Source organism: Shewanella khirikhana (assembly GCF_003957745.1).
GTDB classification, from domain to species: Bacteria; Pseudomonadota; Gammaproteobacteria; order Enterobacterales; family Shewanellaceae; genus Shewanella; species Shewanella khirikhana.
Map to the genome: position 1 here is coordinate 1,715,524 of NZ_CP020373.1, position 15,476 is coordinate 1,730,999.

Consider the following 15,476-nt stretch of genomic DNA (forward strand, 5'->3'; position numbering starts at 1 on the left):
GACTCCTGTTATGCCTGATTAAGTGGCACGGCGACGCCCGCAGCCATATAAGGGATGACTTTGCGGATCACCGACTCGATGTCGTTCTGCTCTTTAAAGTCAGCTTCGGCGATTTCCATCAGGGCATCGGACGATGCCATGGTGAAGACCACAGTCCCCAAAGTGAAGTGTAGTCGCCAGAACATTTCTGCTGGCGGTATATGGGGCGCGCTTTGGCTGACAACCTGCACGAAACGGTCAAGGTGTTCGCCGTAATGGGTGGTGATAAACCAGCGCAGGTGGCCCTGGCTTTCGATATAACCACGGCCAAGCAACTGCAGGAAAATCCGCGTCCCTTCAACTCTCACCTTGTTCAGATCCAAAAGCGGCCTGACCAGCGCAGAGAAAATGGTTTCAAGGGATGCCTGGGTGCTTTGCTGCGACAGCTTAACCAGCTCCGCCGATGCCGCTGGCATAAACACATCCAGATAGCGGGCAAGCACGGCACGGATAAGCTCTTTTTTAGAGCCAAAATGGTAGTTCACCGAGGCCAGGTTTACTTCGGCCTTGCTGGTGATAAGCCTCAAAGAGGTTTCTGAAAAGCCGCGTTCGGCAAACAGCTTTTCGGCGGCATCAAGAATTCGGGTTTTGGTGTCGGATCGATTCGCCATTCCGTGACCTATGATTTATTTAAAACACTCGTTTAAATTAATCACAGGTAAACGGCTTGTCAAACGAAATATGAACAGGTGTTTGCATTTTCAAAGTCCAATTCCACCGCGCCAATGGTAATTTGCCGGCGCTCTCGTTAGACTTTTGTCGATTGATAATAACAAGGAAGCAACGAAAATGATGCACACCAAGCTGCGCCCCGCCAAATTGGCGCTCGGCATTGCCTTGGCGCTCAGTTTGAGCGCCTGCCAGGAAGACGCCAAAACCACCCATACCAAGGCTGCTGAAACCAAGGCTACTGAAACCAAAGCTGCCGTAGCCGCTCCAGCTGCTTCTGCGCAGGTAACGGCCGCTGACGCCATTGCCTTTATTACCGAGGCAGAGGCTGAACTTGCCGCGCTGTCACTCGAAGCCAACCGTGCCGAGTGGATTTACAGCAACTTTATTACCGAAGATACCGCCTCACTGTCGGCCGCTGTGAACGAGAAAGTCACTGCCACGTCGGTGCGGCTGGCCACCGAGGCGGCAAAATTCGCCAACGTGGAGCTTGATGCGGTCAACGCCCGTAAGCTGAATATGCTCAGAAGCGCCATAGTGCTGCCCTCGCCTATGGAACCGGCCAAAAACGCAGAGCTTGCCGGGATTGTCGCTGAGCTCAATGGTCTGTACGGCAAAGGCAAATACTGTCTGTCGGACGGCCGCTGCCTGACCCAGCCTGAGCTGTCGGCGCTGATGGCTGAATCCCGCGATCCGGCGCTGCTTAAAGAAATTTGGGCAGGCTGGCGCGACATTGCCAAACCCATGCGGCCTTTGTTTGAACGTGAAGTGGTGCTTGCCAACGAAGGCGCCAGGGATTTGGGTTATGCCAACCTGTCTGAGCTGTGGCGCAGCCAGTACGATATGGCACCCGATGCCTTCTCCGGTGAGCTTGACCGCCTCTGGGGTCAGGTTAAACCCCTGTATGACTCGCTGCACTGTTACGTTCGCGGTGAGCTGAACGAGCAGTACGGCGATGAGGTGGTTCCGAAAACCGGACCCATTCCAGCCCACGTGCTGGGTAACATGTGGGCCCAGCAATGGGGCACAGTTTACCCGTTGGTGGCGCCAAAAGATGCCGACCCAGGTTACGATGTGACTGAACTGCTTGCGGCTAAAGGCTACGATGAGCACAAGATGGTGGAGCAGGCTGAGAGCTTCTTTACTTCCCTTGGGTTTGACAAATTGCCCGACACCTTCTGGAGCCGCTCACTGTTTGTGCAGCCCAAAGACCGCGACGTAGTTTGCCACGCCTCGGCCTGGGATCTGGATAACGAAGATGATATCCGCATCAAGATGTGTATCCAGAAAACCGCTGAAGACTTTACCGTTATTCACCATGAACTTGGCCATAACTTCTATCAGCGCGCCTATAAAAATCAGCCGTTTATCTTTAAGAACAGCGCCAACGATGGTTTCCATGAAGCCATTGGCGACACCATAGCCCTGTCTATCACGCCCAAGTATTTGCAGCAGATTGGTCTGCTTGAACAGGTGCCTGATGCTTCCAAAGACATAGGTTTGCTGCTCAGACAAGCGCTGGATAAAGTGGCCTTCCTGCCCTTTGGCCTGATGATTGACCAGTGGCGCTGGAAAGTATTCAACGGTGAAATCACGCCACAAAACTACAACCAGGCCTGGTGGGATCTGCGTCTTAAATATCAGGGCGTGATGGCGCCGGTTGAACGCACTGAAGCTGATTTCGATCCGGGTGCCAAGTACCACGTACCGGGCAATGTGCCTTACACCCGTTACTTCCTGGCGCATATTCTGCAGTTCCAGTTCCACCGTTCGCTGTGTGATATCGCCGGCGACAAGGGCCCGGTTCACCGCTGCTCCATTTACGGCAACCAGGACGCCGGGGCCAAGCTGGATCAGATGCTGCAAATGGGTGCCAGCAAGCCATGGCCGGAAGCCCTTGCAGTGGTTACCGGCAGCAAGGACATGGATGCCAGCGCCGTGCTGGATTACTTTGCGCCGCTGAAAACCTGGCTCGATAATGAAAACACCGACGCCGGCCGTACCTGCGGCTGGTAAGGTAAATCACTGAAATGCAAAAGCCCGGCGAGTCCGGGCTTTTTTATGCTTTTTTGTATGCTTATTTGTATGTGTTGCTGACGTGATTTTTCACCAACACATCTCAGCACTTGCTCTTTTGCGGCGAGTGCCAAAACACATCTGTATCGGTAAATATAAATCCCATTCGCCCTTCAAGGGATTTAACAGCAACCCGGCACGGCAATCCACCTAAATGACGCCATGATTGAGGTTTTAGCGTCTGGCGCCTTTTCGGTGAGTTTCTCTGTCGTGAATTTTTTTCGCCTCAGACTTTCTCAGCATCACATAAAAGGCGCCGCTGCCGCCTTCTTCCCGCGTGGCGCTGTGAAACGCCTGCACCTCGGGGAGCTGCTTAAGCCAAGTGTTGAGTGCAGACTTTATCAGTGCGACCAGCGCGCCGCTGCCGCCGCCCTTACCGGAAATCAGCAGCAGATTCCGCTCGCCGCGATACATGGCGGCGTCTATCAGCTCGAGCAGCCTTGCCCGCGCATCAGCGAGCTTTAGGCCTCGAAAGTCTTCACGGGTTTTCGCCTCATAGCGCCCAAGACGCAGCTGCTTTAATACTGCGTCCTGCACCCCTTCACGGGCAAACTCGAGCACATCGTCTGCGCGGCACGGCTCAAGCTCAGCCGGATTTATGGATAATGACTCCAGCCTTTCATCGGTATCAGCGTTGGCACGCCTTAGCCTGGCGGTTTCATCATCGGTAGCTGAGACACCGAAATGCAACTTATCGTCGGTTTTCAGCGGCCTGACATCCGCCATTTCAGCAAAGAACAAATTCAGGTCTTCACACTGCACGCTGCTGCCTCCTGTTTGGGAAGTAACACACTTTGTAAAGATATGCCGCTTGGGTTACGGCCACTCATACATTATATTTGCCCCATAATAGCGCTAAACAAGTAACACAGATGAGAATTTTTCCGATATTGGCAGGCCTTTTGTTATCGTTTGCTGCTTTGGCAAGCAGCACGGCGCAGCAAAGTGACGACCTGGCAATCAATCACACCTACCAGGTGTCTGCCGAAGCTTTTGATAAGCTGAACGTTGCACTCATTGCCGAAATCTATGCCGACAACGCCTGTTATATCCCGGAGCGGCACGATAAAGAAATTGTCCGTGGCCGGGATTCGATAGTGGCGCTTTACGATAAGTTTTTCGGCAAAATTCGTAAAAAGAACGCCAGAATTGAAGTGGATTTCCGGGTTATCGACCGCAGCCGCAGCGGTGATTCGGTCACAGACGTCGGTTATTACCTGATCCGTTTTCACCCGGCGGCCGATACCGGCGAGCCTGTGAGCGAATACGCCGGTAAGTTTGTTACCGTGGCCAAAAAGCAAACCAATGGCAAATGGTTGCTGACACTGGACTCCAGTAATCGCGCAGAACCCAGGTTCTACTACTCGGCCAAACCCGTTGGCGAGCTCTACTACGGTTTACGCTTTGATGAACCGGTAAAGCAGGATATGCCCTGACCGTTTGCCTTTTGGGTTCCTCTTAAAGCGGCAGTCCCTCATCGGATTGCCGTTTTTGTATTTAATCACTGCAAACCAGGCTTGAATTAAACCCTGTTCCGGGGCCAAAATCGGCCAACATTTCTGTTCTCAGGATAAACCCATGGATATTCAGGCCTGCCCCTGCGGCGCCGGGCAATATGACACTTGCTGCAAGCCATATCATGAAGGCGCATTGCCATCTCATCCAGAAGCCCTGATGCGTTCACGTTACAGCGCTTTTGTGCTGGGGCTGTGGCAATACCTGATAGATACCCATCACCCGGATTATTTAAATGGCCTGACCGCAGAGTTGCTGGCAAATGGCCCCCACACCAATTGGGCTTCATTACAGGTACACGAATCTTCAATGGATGGCGCTGATGGCATGGTGCATTTCAGTGCCTGGTATAAAGAGGGACGGGTGCTCGACGCCATTTGTGAACGGTCATCATTTGTACAGCAGGGTGGCCGCTGGTATTACACCGAGGGAGAGCAGTTTCGAGCGAAGCTTCCCGGCCGCAACGATCCCTGCATTTGCGCCAGCGGCAAGAAATTCAAGCAGTGTTGCGGCAAGTGAATCGGACAAAAGAAAAAGCCAGGCAATTCAGCCTGGCTTTTTTACTAAGCGTGAATCATGCATCAGTGAACCAGTTGCGGTTTTAAAGTGCCAATAAAGCGCGCAAACTCGGCCTCTCGCAGCGCCGGGCTGTAAAGGAAGCCCTGGGCCTGATGGCACAGATTGGCCGCCAGAAACGCTTCCTGCTCGGGCGTTTCCACCCCTTCTGCGGTCAGCGACAGGTTCAGCGCCTTGGCCATGGCGATAATGGCGCTGACAATCTCGCGGCTCTCGCGGCTGATGGTGAGATCGGAAATAAATGAACGGTCGATTTTAATTTTGCTGATCGGGAACTGCTTAAGATAGCGCATCGAACTGTAGCCGGTGCCAAAGTCATCAATCGCCAGCCCCACACCCAGCTCGGCCAGCTCCTGACACAGGTTGGTGGCATAGCGAATATCTTCCATCAGCTCGGTTTCGGTGATTTCCAAAATCAGCGTTTTGGGCTTTAACCGATAGCGGGTCAGCAATTGCCATACCTGCTCGTACAGATTGCCTGAGAAAAACTGCCTGGCCGACACATTCACATGCATCGAGATATCGATATTGTGGTGCTGCCACAGATTGAGCTGACGACAGGCCGCTTCCAGCACCCAGCTGCCAATGGCTGTAATAAGTCCGGACTGCTCGGCGATGTCGATAAAGGCGCCCGGATACAGCACGCCTTTTTTGGGATGATGCCAGCGGATCAGCGCTTCGGCGCCGGTGTATTTTTCATTCTGTAAGTCACGAAGTGGCTGATAGTAAAGCTCAAACTGGCGACCACGAATGGCGGAATGCAGATCGCGCTCGATTTGGGCATCATCTTTAAAAGCGCTGAGCAAGGTGCTGTTAAACACCTGGATGGCGGTGCCCTGCTTCTTTTTGGCGTATTGCAGTGCAATATCGGCGCAGGTCAGCGGCGCTACCAGATTGCTTACCGACGCAATGTCGACAATGGCCAGCGCCGGTTTGGGGTCGACCTGCTCGCGGCCAATTTGCACCGACATGGCCAGATGCTGATAGAGTCTATTGCTGATGAAATCCACTTCACTGCTGTGCTTTTCGCCAAGCAGCAAAATCGCGAACTCGTCGCTGCCCACCCGGGCGATTTCGGTGGCTTTATTGATGTCGGAGAAATGCCGCAAGCGGCGGGCCATCTCGATAAGCAGCGCATCGCCCTGCTCGTGTCCGTAGGTATCGTTAAAGCGTTTAAAGCCAACAAGGTCGATAAGCAGCAGTTGCCCCTGCTGGGTACGCTCAAGCACCCGATTGAAATGCAGCCGGTTATAAAGCCCGGTCAGATTACAGCGCCAGGCGAGGCGCTCCAGCTCCTGCTGATAACAATGCTGCTCGGTGCTGTCTTCACAGGTCACCAGTACATAGTAGTTACCGCGCTCGGTAACAAACTGACTTGCATGGTATTTAAGCCAGTAATCACTGCCATCATAGCGCTTGAGTTGGATCTCTCCCTGAGCACTGAGGCCGCGGAAAATTTTGCCAAGCACCTCTTCACCCAGCCTGGGGTGCTGCTTGAAGAAATCCAGTTGCCTCAGTGAGCGGCCAATGACTTTCTCCCGTGGCACACCCGTGATTTGCCCATGGGCACGGTTAACGTATTCCACGGTTTCGGTGTGCAGGTTTATCAGCATGCACACCTGCTCAGACTGCTCCACAGCGCTTTTGAACAGCGACAGCTTTTCTTCTCTGTCGTAAGTGTTGCGGGTAGCAAGGGCCAGAGCCAACTGATCGGCCACCTGATTGGCAACATGAATTTCACTGTCGGTCCAGTTGCCGGTTTCACTGCGCTCAAGACACAGTACCCCTTCCAGGTGGCCGTTGATACGAATAGCCACCTCGAGGCTGGAATACACTCCGGCAGGCAGATAATAGCTGTCTTTAAGTTCAGTCAGGCGGGGATCGCACGCGGTGTCAGCGGCATCAATCTGGCGGCGGCTGCCAAGCTCTTCAAGGTAGAAAGGACAATCTGAGATTTGTGACGGCCGCTGCACGGCCGCGCCGAGGGCTGCATTGCCGAAATGTGCCACCCGATATTGGCTGGAGAGTTCGGCATCGAATGCCCAGACGCAGGCACTGGACAAACTGAGCGATTGGCACAGCAGTTCTGTGGCCAGCTCAGCCGTTTTGCCAAAGTCTCCCTGCTGTTTTGCAGCAGAGAGCACAATTTGTTCGACCAAAAGTTGATGTTTACGCCGTTTCACGCATGTCCCTAAATCCCAGGGTATGGGATAACTGCAGTGGCAAGCCACCGGGTATTTTTATTCTTATATTTTATGAAGTTCGAATGTACATCAGCTTGGTTTTAGGGGGCAATATACAGTTTATGTAAATTTTTTCAGATCCCCTGCTCCAACTGAAAAATCATCTTCTCGGCCGCCACATCAAAGTTGAGTTTAAGCACAACCCCATCGACGGTTTCTGCAATCTCATAATGCACCTCGCTAAAGCGTGCCACCGCCTTCTCCTGCAGCGCTCTGGCCTGCTCAAAGGCATCATCGCCGCCAAATGTCAGCAGCAGCTCGGTATCTTCTTCACCTATTACCGCGCCGATATCAACAAAGCTGCCGCAGTCGGTGCAGGTATCGTTAACCTGATGGCTCTGATTGTCTTTAATGGCTTTCATCTGCATGCTCCTTACTTTTGAGAAACCTCAAGTATAGAGCAGTTTATTGGCGCAAAACCTGCCCGGGGTCAAGCTCCTGCCATCATTTTGCCAAGGCTTCGCTGCGCCTCGAGCACATCATTAAAGTGCATCAGTGCCTCGGCCGGTGCCGGGGCCGCGCCATAAAAGCGGTGTCTGACATTGGCTTCACAATTATTGAGCGCAATCACCATATCGGCAGGCTGCTGACCACGAATAAGCACAGGTTCAGGCAGCAATGCCTGATTCAATCGAAACGCGGTATGACCAAAGGTTCTGAACACGCCGCTGTTGTCCATGCAATCTTCACTGCCAGGGGATGCAACCAGAGGCTGTTTGGGCGGTAATTCGAATCGTTTGCTCAGTGTTTGCTCAACCGACTCATCGGCAGACAGGCAAAACTCTGCAAAATCACGGGCATCCTGGGACAACATTGCCAATATCAAGCCAAAGTCGCCCCGACGGCCGTCTTCAACGGCACGGGCAAGGCGGTCACCTACTTGGCTTTCATTGACTAAATCAGCAGCAATCTGCATAAAAAAACATCACAAAAACAGGTCGTTGTCATTTAATCGACCAATCGGCGACTAACTTTAGCCTTTTTTGCAAAATTGGCCTTTACATGACAATCGATTCTGCTTACTATGGCCGCCGCTGATGAGGAGGGGTTCCCGAGTGGCCAAAGGGATCAGACTGTAAATCTGACGGCTCCGCCTTCGAAGGTTCGAATCCTTCTCCCTCCACCACTTCAGCAACGCAAAAAATGTAAAGCAAGAAACTCGTGGAGGGGTTCCCGAGTGGCCAAAGGGATCAGACTGTAAATCTGACGGCTCCGCCTTCGAAGGTTCGAATCCTTCTCCCTCCACCACTTGTTTCTTTCACTTTACGCCATGATGGAGGGGTTCCCGAGTGGCCAAAGGGATCAGACTGTAAATCTGACGGCTCCGCCTTCGAAGGTTCGAATCCTTCTCCCTCCACCATCTTCTCTGCCCTCGCGGGCAGCTGCTGTTGTAAATCAACACACTTTCTATATCTCGTCATACCAAACGCATTAATTTGTATCGGCCTGTATCTGCTTTGATGCTGACGCTGTGAAAACCTGCTGATTTTGCATATTATCCAAGCTCGTATCGCAAAACACAGGACTCCCCATGAGCCTTCCCATTTGCACAAGCTGGGTTGCCAACGCCATCGGTAAAATTGAAGCCGACTTTCAGCGCAGCGCCGACACCCATCTGATTAAACTCGAACTACCGATGCTGGACGGCATCGACATCTATTTAAAAGACGAAAGCACCCACCCGACCGGTAGCCTCAAACATCGTCTGGCCCGTTCACTGTTCCTGTATGCCCTTTGTAATGGCTGGATTAAAGAAGGCACGGCGGTTATTGAGTCCTCATCCGGCAGCACTGCGGTGTCTGAGGCCTATTTTGCCCGTCTGCTCGGCCTGCCCTTTATTGCGGTGATGCCAAAGAGCACCGCCAAACGCAAAATCGAACAGATTGAGTTTTACGGCGGCCGCTGCCACTTTGTTGAGCATTCCAGCGAGATCTACGCCGAGTCAGAGAAACTCGCCAAAGAGTTAAGCGGCCACTATATGGATCAGTTCACCTACGCCGAACGGGCCACCGACTGGCGCGGCAACAACAATATCGCCAATGCGATTTTTGGCCAGATGGAGCGCGAACCACACCCCATCCCCAGCTGGATTGTGATGAGCCCGGGCACCGGCGGCACTTCGGCCACCATTGGCCGCTATATCCGCTATCAGCGTCTTGCCACCAAATTGTTGGTGGTCGATCCGCAGCACTCGGTATTTTACGACTATTTCAAAAGCGGCGATGCCGCCATTACCTGTGAAAAAGGCAGCTGTATTGAAGGCATTGGCCGCCCCAGGGTGGAACCTTCCTTTATTCCGGGCGTGGTGGATGAGATGCTGAAAGTGCCGGATGTGGACTCCATCGCCACCATGTATTGGCTCGAATCGCTAATCGGCCGTAAAACCGGGCCCTCTACCGGCACCAATCTGTTTGGCGCGCTGAAACTGGCTTCCCAAATGAAGGCCCGCGGCGAAACCGGCAGCATAGTGACGCTTATCTGCGATCCGGGCGAGCGTTATCTCGACACCTACTACAACAGCGACTGGGTAAGCCTGCACATTGGCGATATCACCGCTGCCAGCGCGGCGCTTGCTGCCTTCAGTGAAAGTGGCAGGCTGTGAGTGCCTGATGCCCTAACTAAAAAAGCTCCCTCGGGAGCTTTTTTATTGGCACGACTTAAATGAGTGAATTACCAAATCAGTCGATATTCAAATACTTGTGGGTTTGAATGGACAGACGCCAGTTGCGGGCAATGCAGGTTTTCATCGCAAGCTCGGTGGCACGGGGCTTTTGGCTGATTGGCTGCAAACAAATGGTCTTGCTGCTGATATCTATGCCATCGAGCAGTGCATCGAGCTCATCGATATGTGCATCGGTGGCCACCGGGTGTTTGATTTCATTGGCACGCTCAAGCGCTTGTTTCAGCACCGGATAGCCACCTTTCATATTCACCTTGGGTGATACTGTCACATAGGTGCTGTCTGAGCAGCGCACCTCAAAAGTGCCACTGGTTTCAATTTGGCAATGAAACCCTGCCGCTTCAAAGCCTTGGGTCAAATCCGTTAGGTCGTGCATACAGGGTTCGCCGCCGGTGATCACCACCAGTTTGGCGCTGAAGCCCTTTTGATTGAACGCCTCGATAAGCGATGCCGACGTATGCATAGCCCAGCGGCCAATGCTGCCGTCCACCTTAATGACATCCGCAGGTGCGACCTTGTTTTGCTCAAGCAGACCCCAGGTTTGGGCCGTATCACACCAGGGGCAGGCAACCGGACAGCCCTGAAGGCGCACGAAGATGGCGGGCAAACCTGTGTGGCTGCCTTCACCCTGAATGGTTTCAAATACTTCGTTGATGGGATACTCGCTCATCAGCACTCGCTCAGTTGGTGTCGCTGCCATGGCTGGTTAACGACGGACATTCAATTCGGCCGGCTTTTATAGAAGATTTCAGCCACGGATTCAAGGGAACTTTTCAACCACGACTCCGCCTTTGATGCCGCTAACTTTGATGCGGCCCGGCTGCTGGGATACACTATATCCCCAAAAGTTTAACTCAGTATCGGTTTTTCCATGTCCAAAGCAGTTGTCGTTTTCAGTGGTGGTCAGGATTCCACTACCTGTCTGGTGCAGGCCCTGTCGCAGTTTGATGAAGTGCATGCCATCACCTTCGATTATGGCCAGCGCCACAGTGAAGAAATTGAAGTGGCCAAGGCACTTGCAAACGAGCTTGGCTGTGCGTCCCATAAAATCATGGACGTTTCTTTGCTGGGCGAGCTTGCTATCAGCGCCCTCACCCGCGACGCCATTCCGGTTTCCCACGAGCTGATGGAAAACGGTCTGCCCAATACCTTTGTGCCTGGGCGCAATATCCTGTTTCTCACGCTGGCAGGTATCTATGCTTATCAGCTTGGTGCCGATACGGTGATCACCGGTGTGTGTGAAACCGACTTCTCCGGCTACCCGGATTGCCGCAATGACTTTGTCAAAGCTATGGAGAAGGCACTGAACCTGGGAATGGACAAGCAGCTTGAAATTCGCACCCCGCTGATGTGGCTCAACAAAGCTGAAACCTGGGCACTGGCCGACCGTTACGGCAAGCTTGAGCTTGTACGTAATCAAACCCTGACCTGCTATAACGGCATAAAAGGTGACGGCTGTGGCGACTGCCCCGCCTGCTTGCTGCGCCGCCGCGGCCTTGAGGACTACCTCGATAATCGGGATGCGGTAAACGCCGAACTTGCCAACAAGTCGGCCGCCAATTGAGCGAGCAATCATCGGGCAAGTTGCCCTTAAGCCTGCTGCCCTCCATAGACAAGCCTGTGCTGGCGGTTGGCGCTGCGCTGTCACTGCTTTGCACGGCGCTGTTTTTTTTGCCTGTTGATGGGCAGCTGAACTGGCAAAGGCAGCTGATTGGCGCAGGCGAATATTGGCGCCTTATCAGTGGCAATTTGCTGCACACCAACCACTGGCACCTGCTGATGAACCTGGCGGGCTTCTGGGTCATCTTAAGTCTGCACCACTTTCATTACCGCGCCGCTGGGCTATTGCTGCTGCTGATATCGCTTTGCCTGGGCGAAGGTATTGGTCTGTATCTCTTTTACCCAAGCATGCACGCCTACGTCGGCCTTAGCGGGATCCTGCACGGCCTGTTTGCCTTTGGTGCAATCATGGATATCAAGCGGGGGCTTAAGTCTGGCTGGCTGCTACTGATTGGCCTGGCTTTAAAAGTGGCTTACGAGCAGTTTTTTGGCGCCAGCACCGATGTGGCGAGCCTGATTGGTGCCAGAGTCGCCACCGAGTCGCATCTGGTGGGCGCCGTGCTGGGTACAGCGCTGGGCACGGCGTATCTTGCCTTCAGTAAATTGAAACAGGCCAAGGCTTCTGGCTAAAGCTGAATGCTGCTTTTCTTAAATTCAAAAAACGCGAATACAAAAAAACGCGCCTTAGGGCGCGTTTTTCATTGCGGGCGTGCAGACCACTCAAGCCTGAAGCAACTGCTGGCGCAGCCCATGGATTTCATCCCTGAGCACAGCGGCCTGTTCAAACTCCAGATCCCGCGCATGTTGATGCATTTGTTTTTCAAGCGCATCTATGGTCACAGCAATCTGATGCGGATCTTGCTTCACCACAGGTTTGGCGGCACCGGCGCGCGCTGACACCTTGCTGGCGCCACGGCTTGGAGCAGACCTCTCACCCACATCCATCACATCGGTGATCTTCTTCACCACGCCGCGAGGGATAATGCCGTGCTCTTCGTTAAACTGCATCTGCTTGGCGCGGCGTCGCTCAGTTTCCGCCATAGCGCGTGCCATGGAGTCGGTGATGCGATCGCCGTAAAGAATAACTTTGCCATTCACGTTACGGGCAGCGCGGCCTATGGTCTGAATAAGCGAGCGCTCGGAGCGCAAAAAGCCTTCTTTGTCGGCATCGAGAATACACACCAGCGACACTTCCGGCATGTCGAGACCTTCTCTTAGCAGGTTGATGCCAACCAGCACATCGAACACCCCAAGGCGCAGATCGCGAATAATCTCCATCCGCTCAACGGTATCGATATCCGAGTGCAGATAGCGCACCTTCACGCCGTGCTCGTCCAGATATTCGGTCAAATCTTCCGCCATCCGCTTGGTCAGTGTGGTTACCAGCACCCTCTCGTTCACCGCCACCCGTTTGGCGACTTCTGAGAGCAGATCATCCACCTGTATCGCCACCGGGCGCACTTCCAGCTCGGGGTCAATCAAACCGGTGGGCCGCACCACCTGCTCAGCAATGTCATCACCGCTCTTTTCAAGCTCGTATTTACCGGGGGTTGCCGAGACAAAGATAGTCTGGGGCATCAGGGATTCAAATTCTTCGAATTTCAGCGGCCTGTTGTCCAGCGCTGAGGGCAAGCGGAAGCCATATTCCACCAGGGTGGTTTTGCGGGAGCGGTCGCCCTTATACATGGCGCCAATTTGCGGCACCGTATTGTGGGACTCATCGATGATCATCAGGCCATCCGCCGGCAGGTAGTCGAGCAGCGTTGGTGGCCCTTCTCCTTCACCTCGGCCAGAGAGATAGCGGGAGTAGTTTTCGATACCGGAGCAATAACCCAGTTCGGTCATCATTTCCAAATCGTATTGCACCCGCTCGGTGATCCGCTGGGCTTCAATCAGTTTGTGAGTATCGAGAAACTGCTGTTTGCGCTCACGAAGCTCCACTTTAATCTGATCGATAGCTTCAAGAATTTTCTCCCGCGGGGTCACGTAGTGAGTCTTGGGATACACGGTCGCCCTGGCGAGGCGTTTGGTGACCTGGCCCGTTAACGGGTCGAATTCACTGATGCGCTCGATTTCATCGTCGAACAGTTCAACCCGGATGGCATCGCGCTCGGAGTCCGCCGGGAAAATATCAATCACCTCGCCGCGCACCCGGAAGGTACCACGCTGCAGATCAATATCGTTGCGACTGTATTGCATTTCGCTGAGGCGTCTTAAGATGTCGCGCTGGCCCATAAAATCGCCCTGGCGCAAGTGCAGCAACATCTTCATATAGGAGTCGGGATCCCCCAGACCATAAATAGCGGACACCGAGGCGACGATGATGACATCACGCCGCTCAAGCAAGGCCTTGGTGGCCGACAGGCGCATCTGTTCAATGTGGGCGTTTACCGACGCATCTTTCTCAATAAAGGTGTTGGATGCCGGCACATAGGCTTCTGGCTGATAGTAGTCGTAGTAAGAAACGAAATACTCCACCGCATTATTGGGGAAGAATTCCTTCATCTCACCATAGAGCTGCGCCGCCAGGGTCTTGTTGGGCGCCATAATAATGGTCGGCCGCCCCATGGTGGCTATCACATTGGCCACAGTAAAGGTTTTGCCCGAGCCGGTTACCCCGAGCAAGGTTTGACAGGCAAGCCCCGACTCGAGGCCATCAAGCAGCTTGGCAATGGCCTTTGGCTGATCGCCAGCGGGGGCATAGTGGGAAGAAAGCTGAAAAACTTGTTCGGTCACGTGAAAGCCATCCTGTAATTCACCGGCCGATAGTGTAAACCAGCCCGCTTAGGGACACCACCGCATGTCGGCGGCAAGGTCCCAGCAATGTGTTGTCGTTGCCGCCGGACAAGATATCCTACTGAGGATGGCAGGTTTGGATTTGTAACTGGCTGTCAGAGCGCCACAAGACAGTGGATTCGCGCTAACTGGCACGTTTGTTCCACCGCTGAACACAAAATCATACACAAAGCAGATGATGTTCCGCGCTTACAATTTTGCAACGACTTCCGGGGGGAACAACAAAACAGAAAGAAAAGTCTTGACATTGATTTTATTGAAGATTTTTCTTTTCGAGCAATCCCGCACAATTTAACACAAATCCCACAACCACGCGGGTTTGCAGGGCCATTTTTGCGATAGCCCACAGGCTTATCCACAGAATTTGTGGAAAAGTCTCGCAAAGCCAGACGGGCTGTGGGTTTGGTCGGGGTGTGCAAAATTGCCCTGGCTGTGGCAACTGTTTGTAATTTAACTACAGATGAAAGTCGGCCCAGGGATCCATACTGCAATCCATCACTTGAGCACAAGGAAACTTACGGCTGACATTTCACTTTACTGCATTAAAACAGCCACTTGCTGTGTGAAACATGGACAATATGCCGATTTTCACATCAGGATGTGCATTAGATGAGCACTTAACAGCATAATCACACTTTTTTTGAAATCCGCCGTTGACTCATACCGCTGCCCGTTTTACTATGCGCTCCGTTCTCAGCGAGCAGTTGTTTTACAACGATTCCCCTGTAGTTCAGTCGGTAGAACGGCGGACTGTTAATCCGTATGTCACTGGTTCAAGTCCAGTCAGGGGAGCCACTCACTGAAACACGCCTGCAAAGGCATGAAGTTACTCGCAAAATTTGTTCCCCTGTAGTTCAGTCGGTAGAACGGCGGACTGTTAATCCGTATGTCACTGGTTCAAGTCCAGTCAGGGGAGCCAACTTCAAAGCGAAAATCTGTTCCCCTGTAGTTCAGTCGGTAGAACGGCGGACTGTTAATCCGTATGTCACTGGTTCAAGTCCAGTCAGGGGAGCCAACTTCAAAAGCGAAAATCTGTTCCCCTGTAGTTCAGTCGGTAGAACGGCGGACTGTTAATCCGTATGTCACTGGTTCAAGTCCAGTCAGGGGAGCCACTTCGCACCATTCAGCAATACTTCTCGATTCCCCTGTAGTTCAGTCGGTAGAACGGCGGACTGTTAATCCGTATGTCACTGGTTCAAGTCCAGTCAGGGGAGCCACCTTCTTTTTTTCGCTATCTCTGCCCTGCTCCAATATGGCCTGTGCGCGCAAATCCCGTTGATTTGGATTTTGTTTTTGGCCAAAACTGGTTAAACTTTTGCCCT

At 53.1% G+C, this 15,476-nt stretch carries 13 protein-coding genes and 8 tRNA genes; 14 read left to right on the plus strand and 7 right to left on the minus strand.

The window, feature by feature from the left end:
• Positions 1-8: 8 nt before the first annotated feature.
• The gene (psrA, locus tag STH12_RS07460; RefSeq protein WP_126166970.1) at positions 9-650 is read right to left on the minus strand and encodes a TetR family transcriptional repressor PsrA; all 642 of its coding nucleotides are present in this window, start codon (positions 648-650) and stop codon (positions 9-11) included.
• Between the two features lie 178 nt (positions 651-828).
• On the opposite strand from psrA, the gene STH12_RS07465 reads away from it, so the two are divergent.
• Positions 829-2,724, plus strand: a complete 1,896-nt coding sequence (locus STH12_RS07465) for a M2 family metallopeptidase (protein WP_126166971.1) — start codon at positions 829-831, stop codon at positions 2,722-2,724.
• Between the two features lie 234 nt (positions 2,725-2,958).
• Here STH12_RS07465 and STH12_RS07470 read toward each other — a convergent pair whose 3' ends face one another.
• A complete protein-coding gene (locus STH12_RS07470) occupies positions 2,959-3,546 on the minus strand; it encodes a Smr/MutS family protein (RefSeq protein WP_126166972.1) in 588 nt (195 codons plus the stop codon).
• A gap of 110 nt (positions 3,547-3,656) precedes the next feature.
• Here STH12_RS07470 and STH12_RS07475 point away from each other — a divergent pair, with 110 nt between their 5' ends.
• Together STH12_RS07475 and STH12_RS07480 are read left to right on the plus strand one after the other, a co-directional pair.
• Positions 3,657-4,220 carry a YybH family protein gene (locus tag STH12_RS07475; protein WP_126166973.1) on the plus strand — a complete coding sequence of 188 codons (564 nt, stop codon included), beginning with the start codon at positions 3,657-3,659 and terminating at the stop codon, positions 4,218-4,220.
• 142 nt (positions 4,221-4,362) lie between these two features.
• Positions 4,363-4,818, plus strand: coding sequence for a YchJ family protein (locus tag STH12_RS07480; RefSeq protein WP_126166974.1), 456 nt, complete (start codon positions 4,363-4,365; stop codon positions 4,816-4,818).
• A 62-nt stretch (positions 4,819-4,880) separates the two neighbouring features.
• Here STH12_RS07480 and STH12_RS07485 read toward each other — a convergent pair whose 3' ends face one another.
• From STH12_RS07485 to STH12_RS07495, 3 genes are all read right to left on the minus strand, one after another.
• Positions 4,881-7,058 carry a putative bifunctional diguanylate cyclase/phosphodiesterase gene (locus STH12_RS07485; RefSeq protein ID WP_126166975.1) on the minus strand — a complete coding sequence of 726 codons (2,178 nt, stop codon included), beginning with the start codon at positions 7,056-7,058 and terminating at the stop codon, positions 4,881-4,883.
• A 134-nt stretch (positions 7,059-7,192) separates the two neighbouring features.
• Positions 7,193-7,480, minus strand: a complete 288-nt coding sequence (locus STH12_RS07490; RefSeq protein ID WP_126166976.1) for a DUF406 family protein — start codon at positions 7,478-7,480, stop codon at positions 7,193-7,195.
• Positions 7,481-7,548: 68 nt separating this feature from the next.
• Positions 7,549-8,034, minus strand: coding sequence for a VC2046/SO_2500 family protein (locus STH12_RS07495; RefSeq protein ID WP_126166977.1), 486 nt, complete (start codon positions 8,032-8,034; stop codon positions 7,549-7,551).
• A 125-nt stretch (positions 8,035-8,159) separates the two neighbouring features.
• Between STH12_RS07495 and STH12_RS07500 the strand changes: the two genes are divergently transcribed.
• The 4 genes from STH12_RS07500 (at position 8,160) to STH12_RS07515 (ending at position 9,720) form a co-directional block, all read left to right on the plus strand.
• Positions 8,160-8,244: transfer RNA gene (locus STH12_RS07500), tRNA-Tyr, on the plus strand.
• Positions 8,245-8,281: 37 nt separating this feature from the next.
• Positions 8,282-8,366 (plus strand) — tRNA-Tyr (locus STH12_RS07505).
• Positions 8,367-8,393: 27 nt separating this feature from the next.
• A tRNA-Tyr gene (locus tag STH12_RS07510) sits at positions 8,394-8,478 on the plus strand.
• A 171-nt stretch (positions 8,479-8,649) separates the two neighbouring features.
• A complete protein-coding gene (locus STH12_RS07515; RefSeq protein ID WP_237158788.1) occupies positions 8,650-9,720 on the plus strand; it encodes a PLP-dependent cysteine synthase family protein in 1,071 nt (356 codons plus the stop codon).
• A gap of 76 nt (positions 9,721-9,796) precedes the next feature.
• Here the strand turns inward: STH12_RS07515 and queE are convergent, their stop codons facing one another.
• Entirely contained in the window at positions 9,797-10,468 is a 672-nt protein-coding gene (gene queE / locus STH12_RS07520; protein WP_126166978.1) for a 7-carboxy-7-deazaguanine synthase QueE, read from the minus strand.
• A 201-nt stretch (positions 10,469-10,669) separates the two neighbouring features.
• Between queE and queC the strand changes: the two genes are divergently transcribed.
• Both queC and rrtA read left to right on the plus strand, forming a co-directional pair.
• Entirely contained in the window at positions 10,670-11,362 is a 693-nt protein-coding gene (gene queC / locus STH12_RS07525) for a 7-cyano-7-deazaguanine synthase QueC (protein ID WP_126166979.1), read from the plus strand.
• Between the two features lie 32 nt (positions 11,363-11,394).
• Positions 11,395-11,988: a rhombosortase gene (gene rrtA / locus STH12_RS07530; RefSeq protein WP_418856609.1), complete on the plus strand. Its 594-nt coding sequence runs from the start codon at positions 11,395-11,397 to the stop codon at positions 11,986-11,988.
• Between the two features lie 90 nt (positions 11,989-12,078).
• On the opposite strand, the gene uvrB is transcribed toward rrtA, so the two are convergent.
• On the minus strand, positions 12,079-14,094 hold the full coding sequence (gene uvrB / locus STH12_RS07535; RefSeq protein WP_126166980.1) for an excinuclease ABC subunit UvrB: 2,016 nt from the start codon (positions 14,092-14,094) through the stop codon (positions 12,079-12,081).
• A gap of 779 nt (positions 14,095-14,873) precedes the next feature.
• On the opposite strand from uvrB, the gene STH12_RS07540 reads away from it, so the two are divergent.
• From STH12_RS07540 to STH12_RS07560, 5 genes are all read left to right on the plus strand, one after another.
• A tRNA-Asn gene (locus STH12_RS07540) sits at positions 14,874-14,949 on the plus strand.
• Between the two features lie 48 nt (positions 14,950-14,997).
• Positions 14,998-15,073: transfer RNA gene (locus tag STH12_RS07545), tRNA-Asn, on the plus strand.
• A 20-nt stretch (positions 15,074-15,093) separates the two neighbouring features.
• Positions 15,094-15,169, plus strand: a tRNA-Asn gene (locus STH12_RS07550).
• 21 nt (positions 15,170-15,190) lie between these two features.
• Positions 15,191-15,266 (plus strand) — tRNA-Asn (locus STH12_RS07555).
• A gap of 29 nt (positions 15,267-15,295) precedes the next feature.
• Positions 15,296-15,371, plus strand: a tRNA-Asn gene (locus STH12_RS07560).
• Positions 15,372-15,476 lie beyond the last annotated feature (105 nt).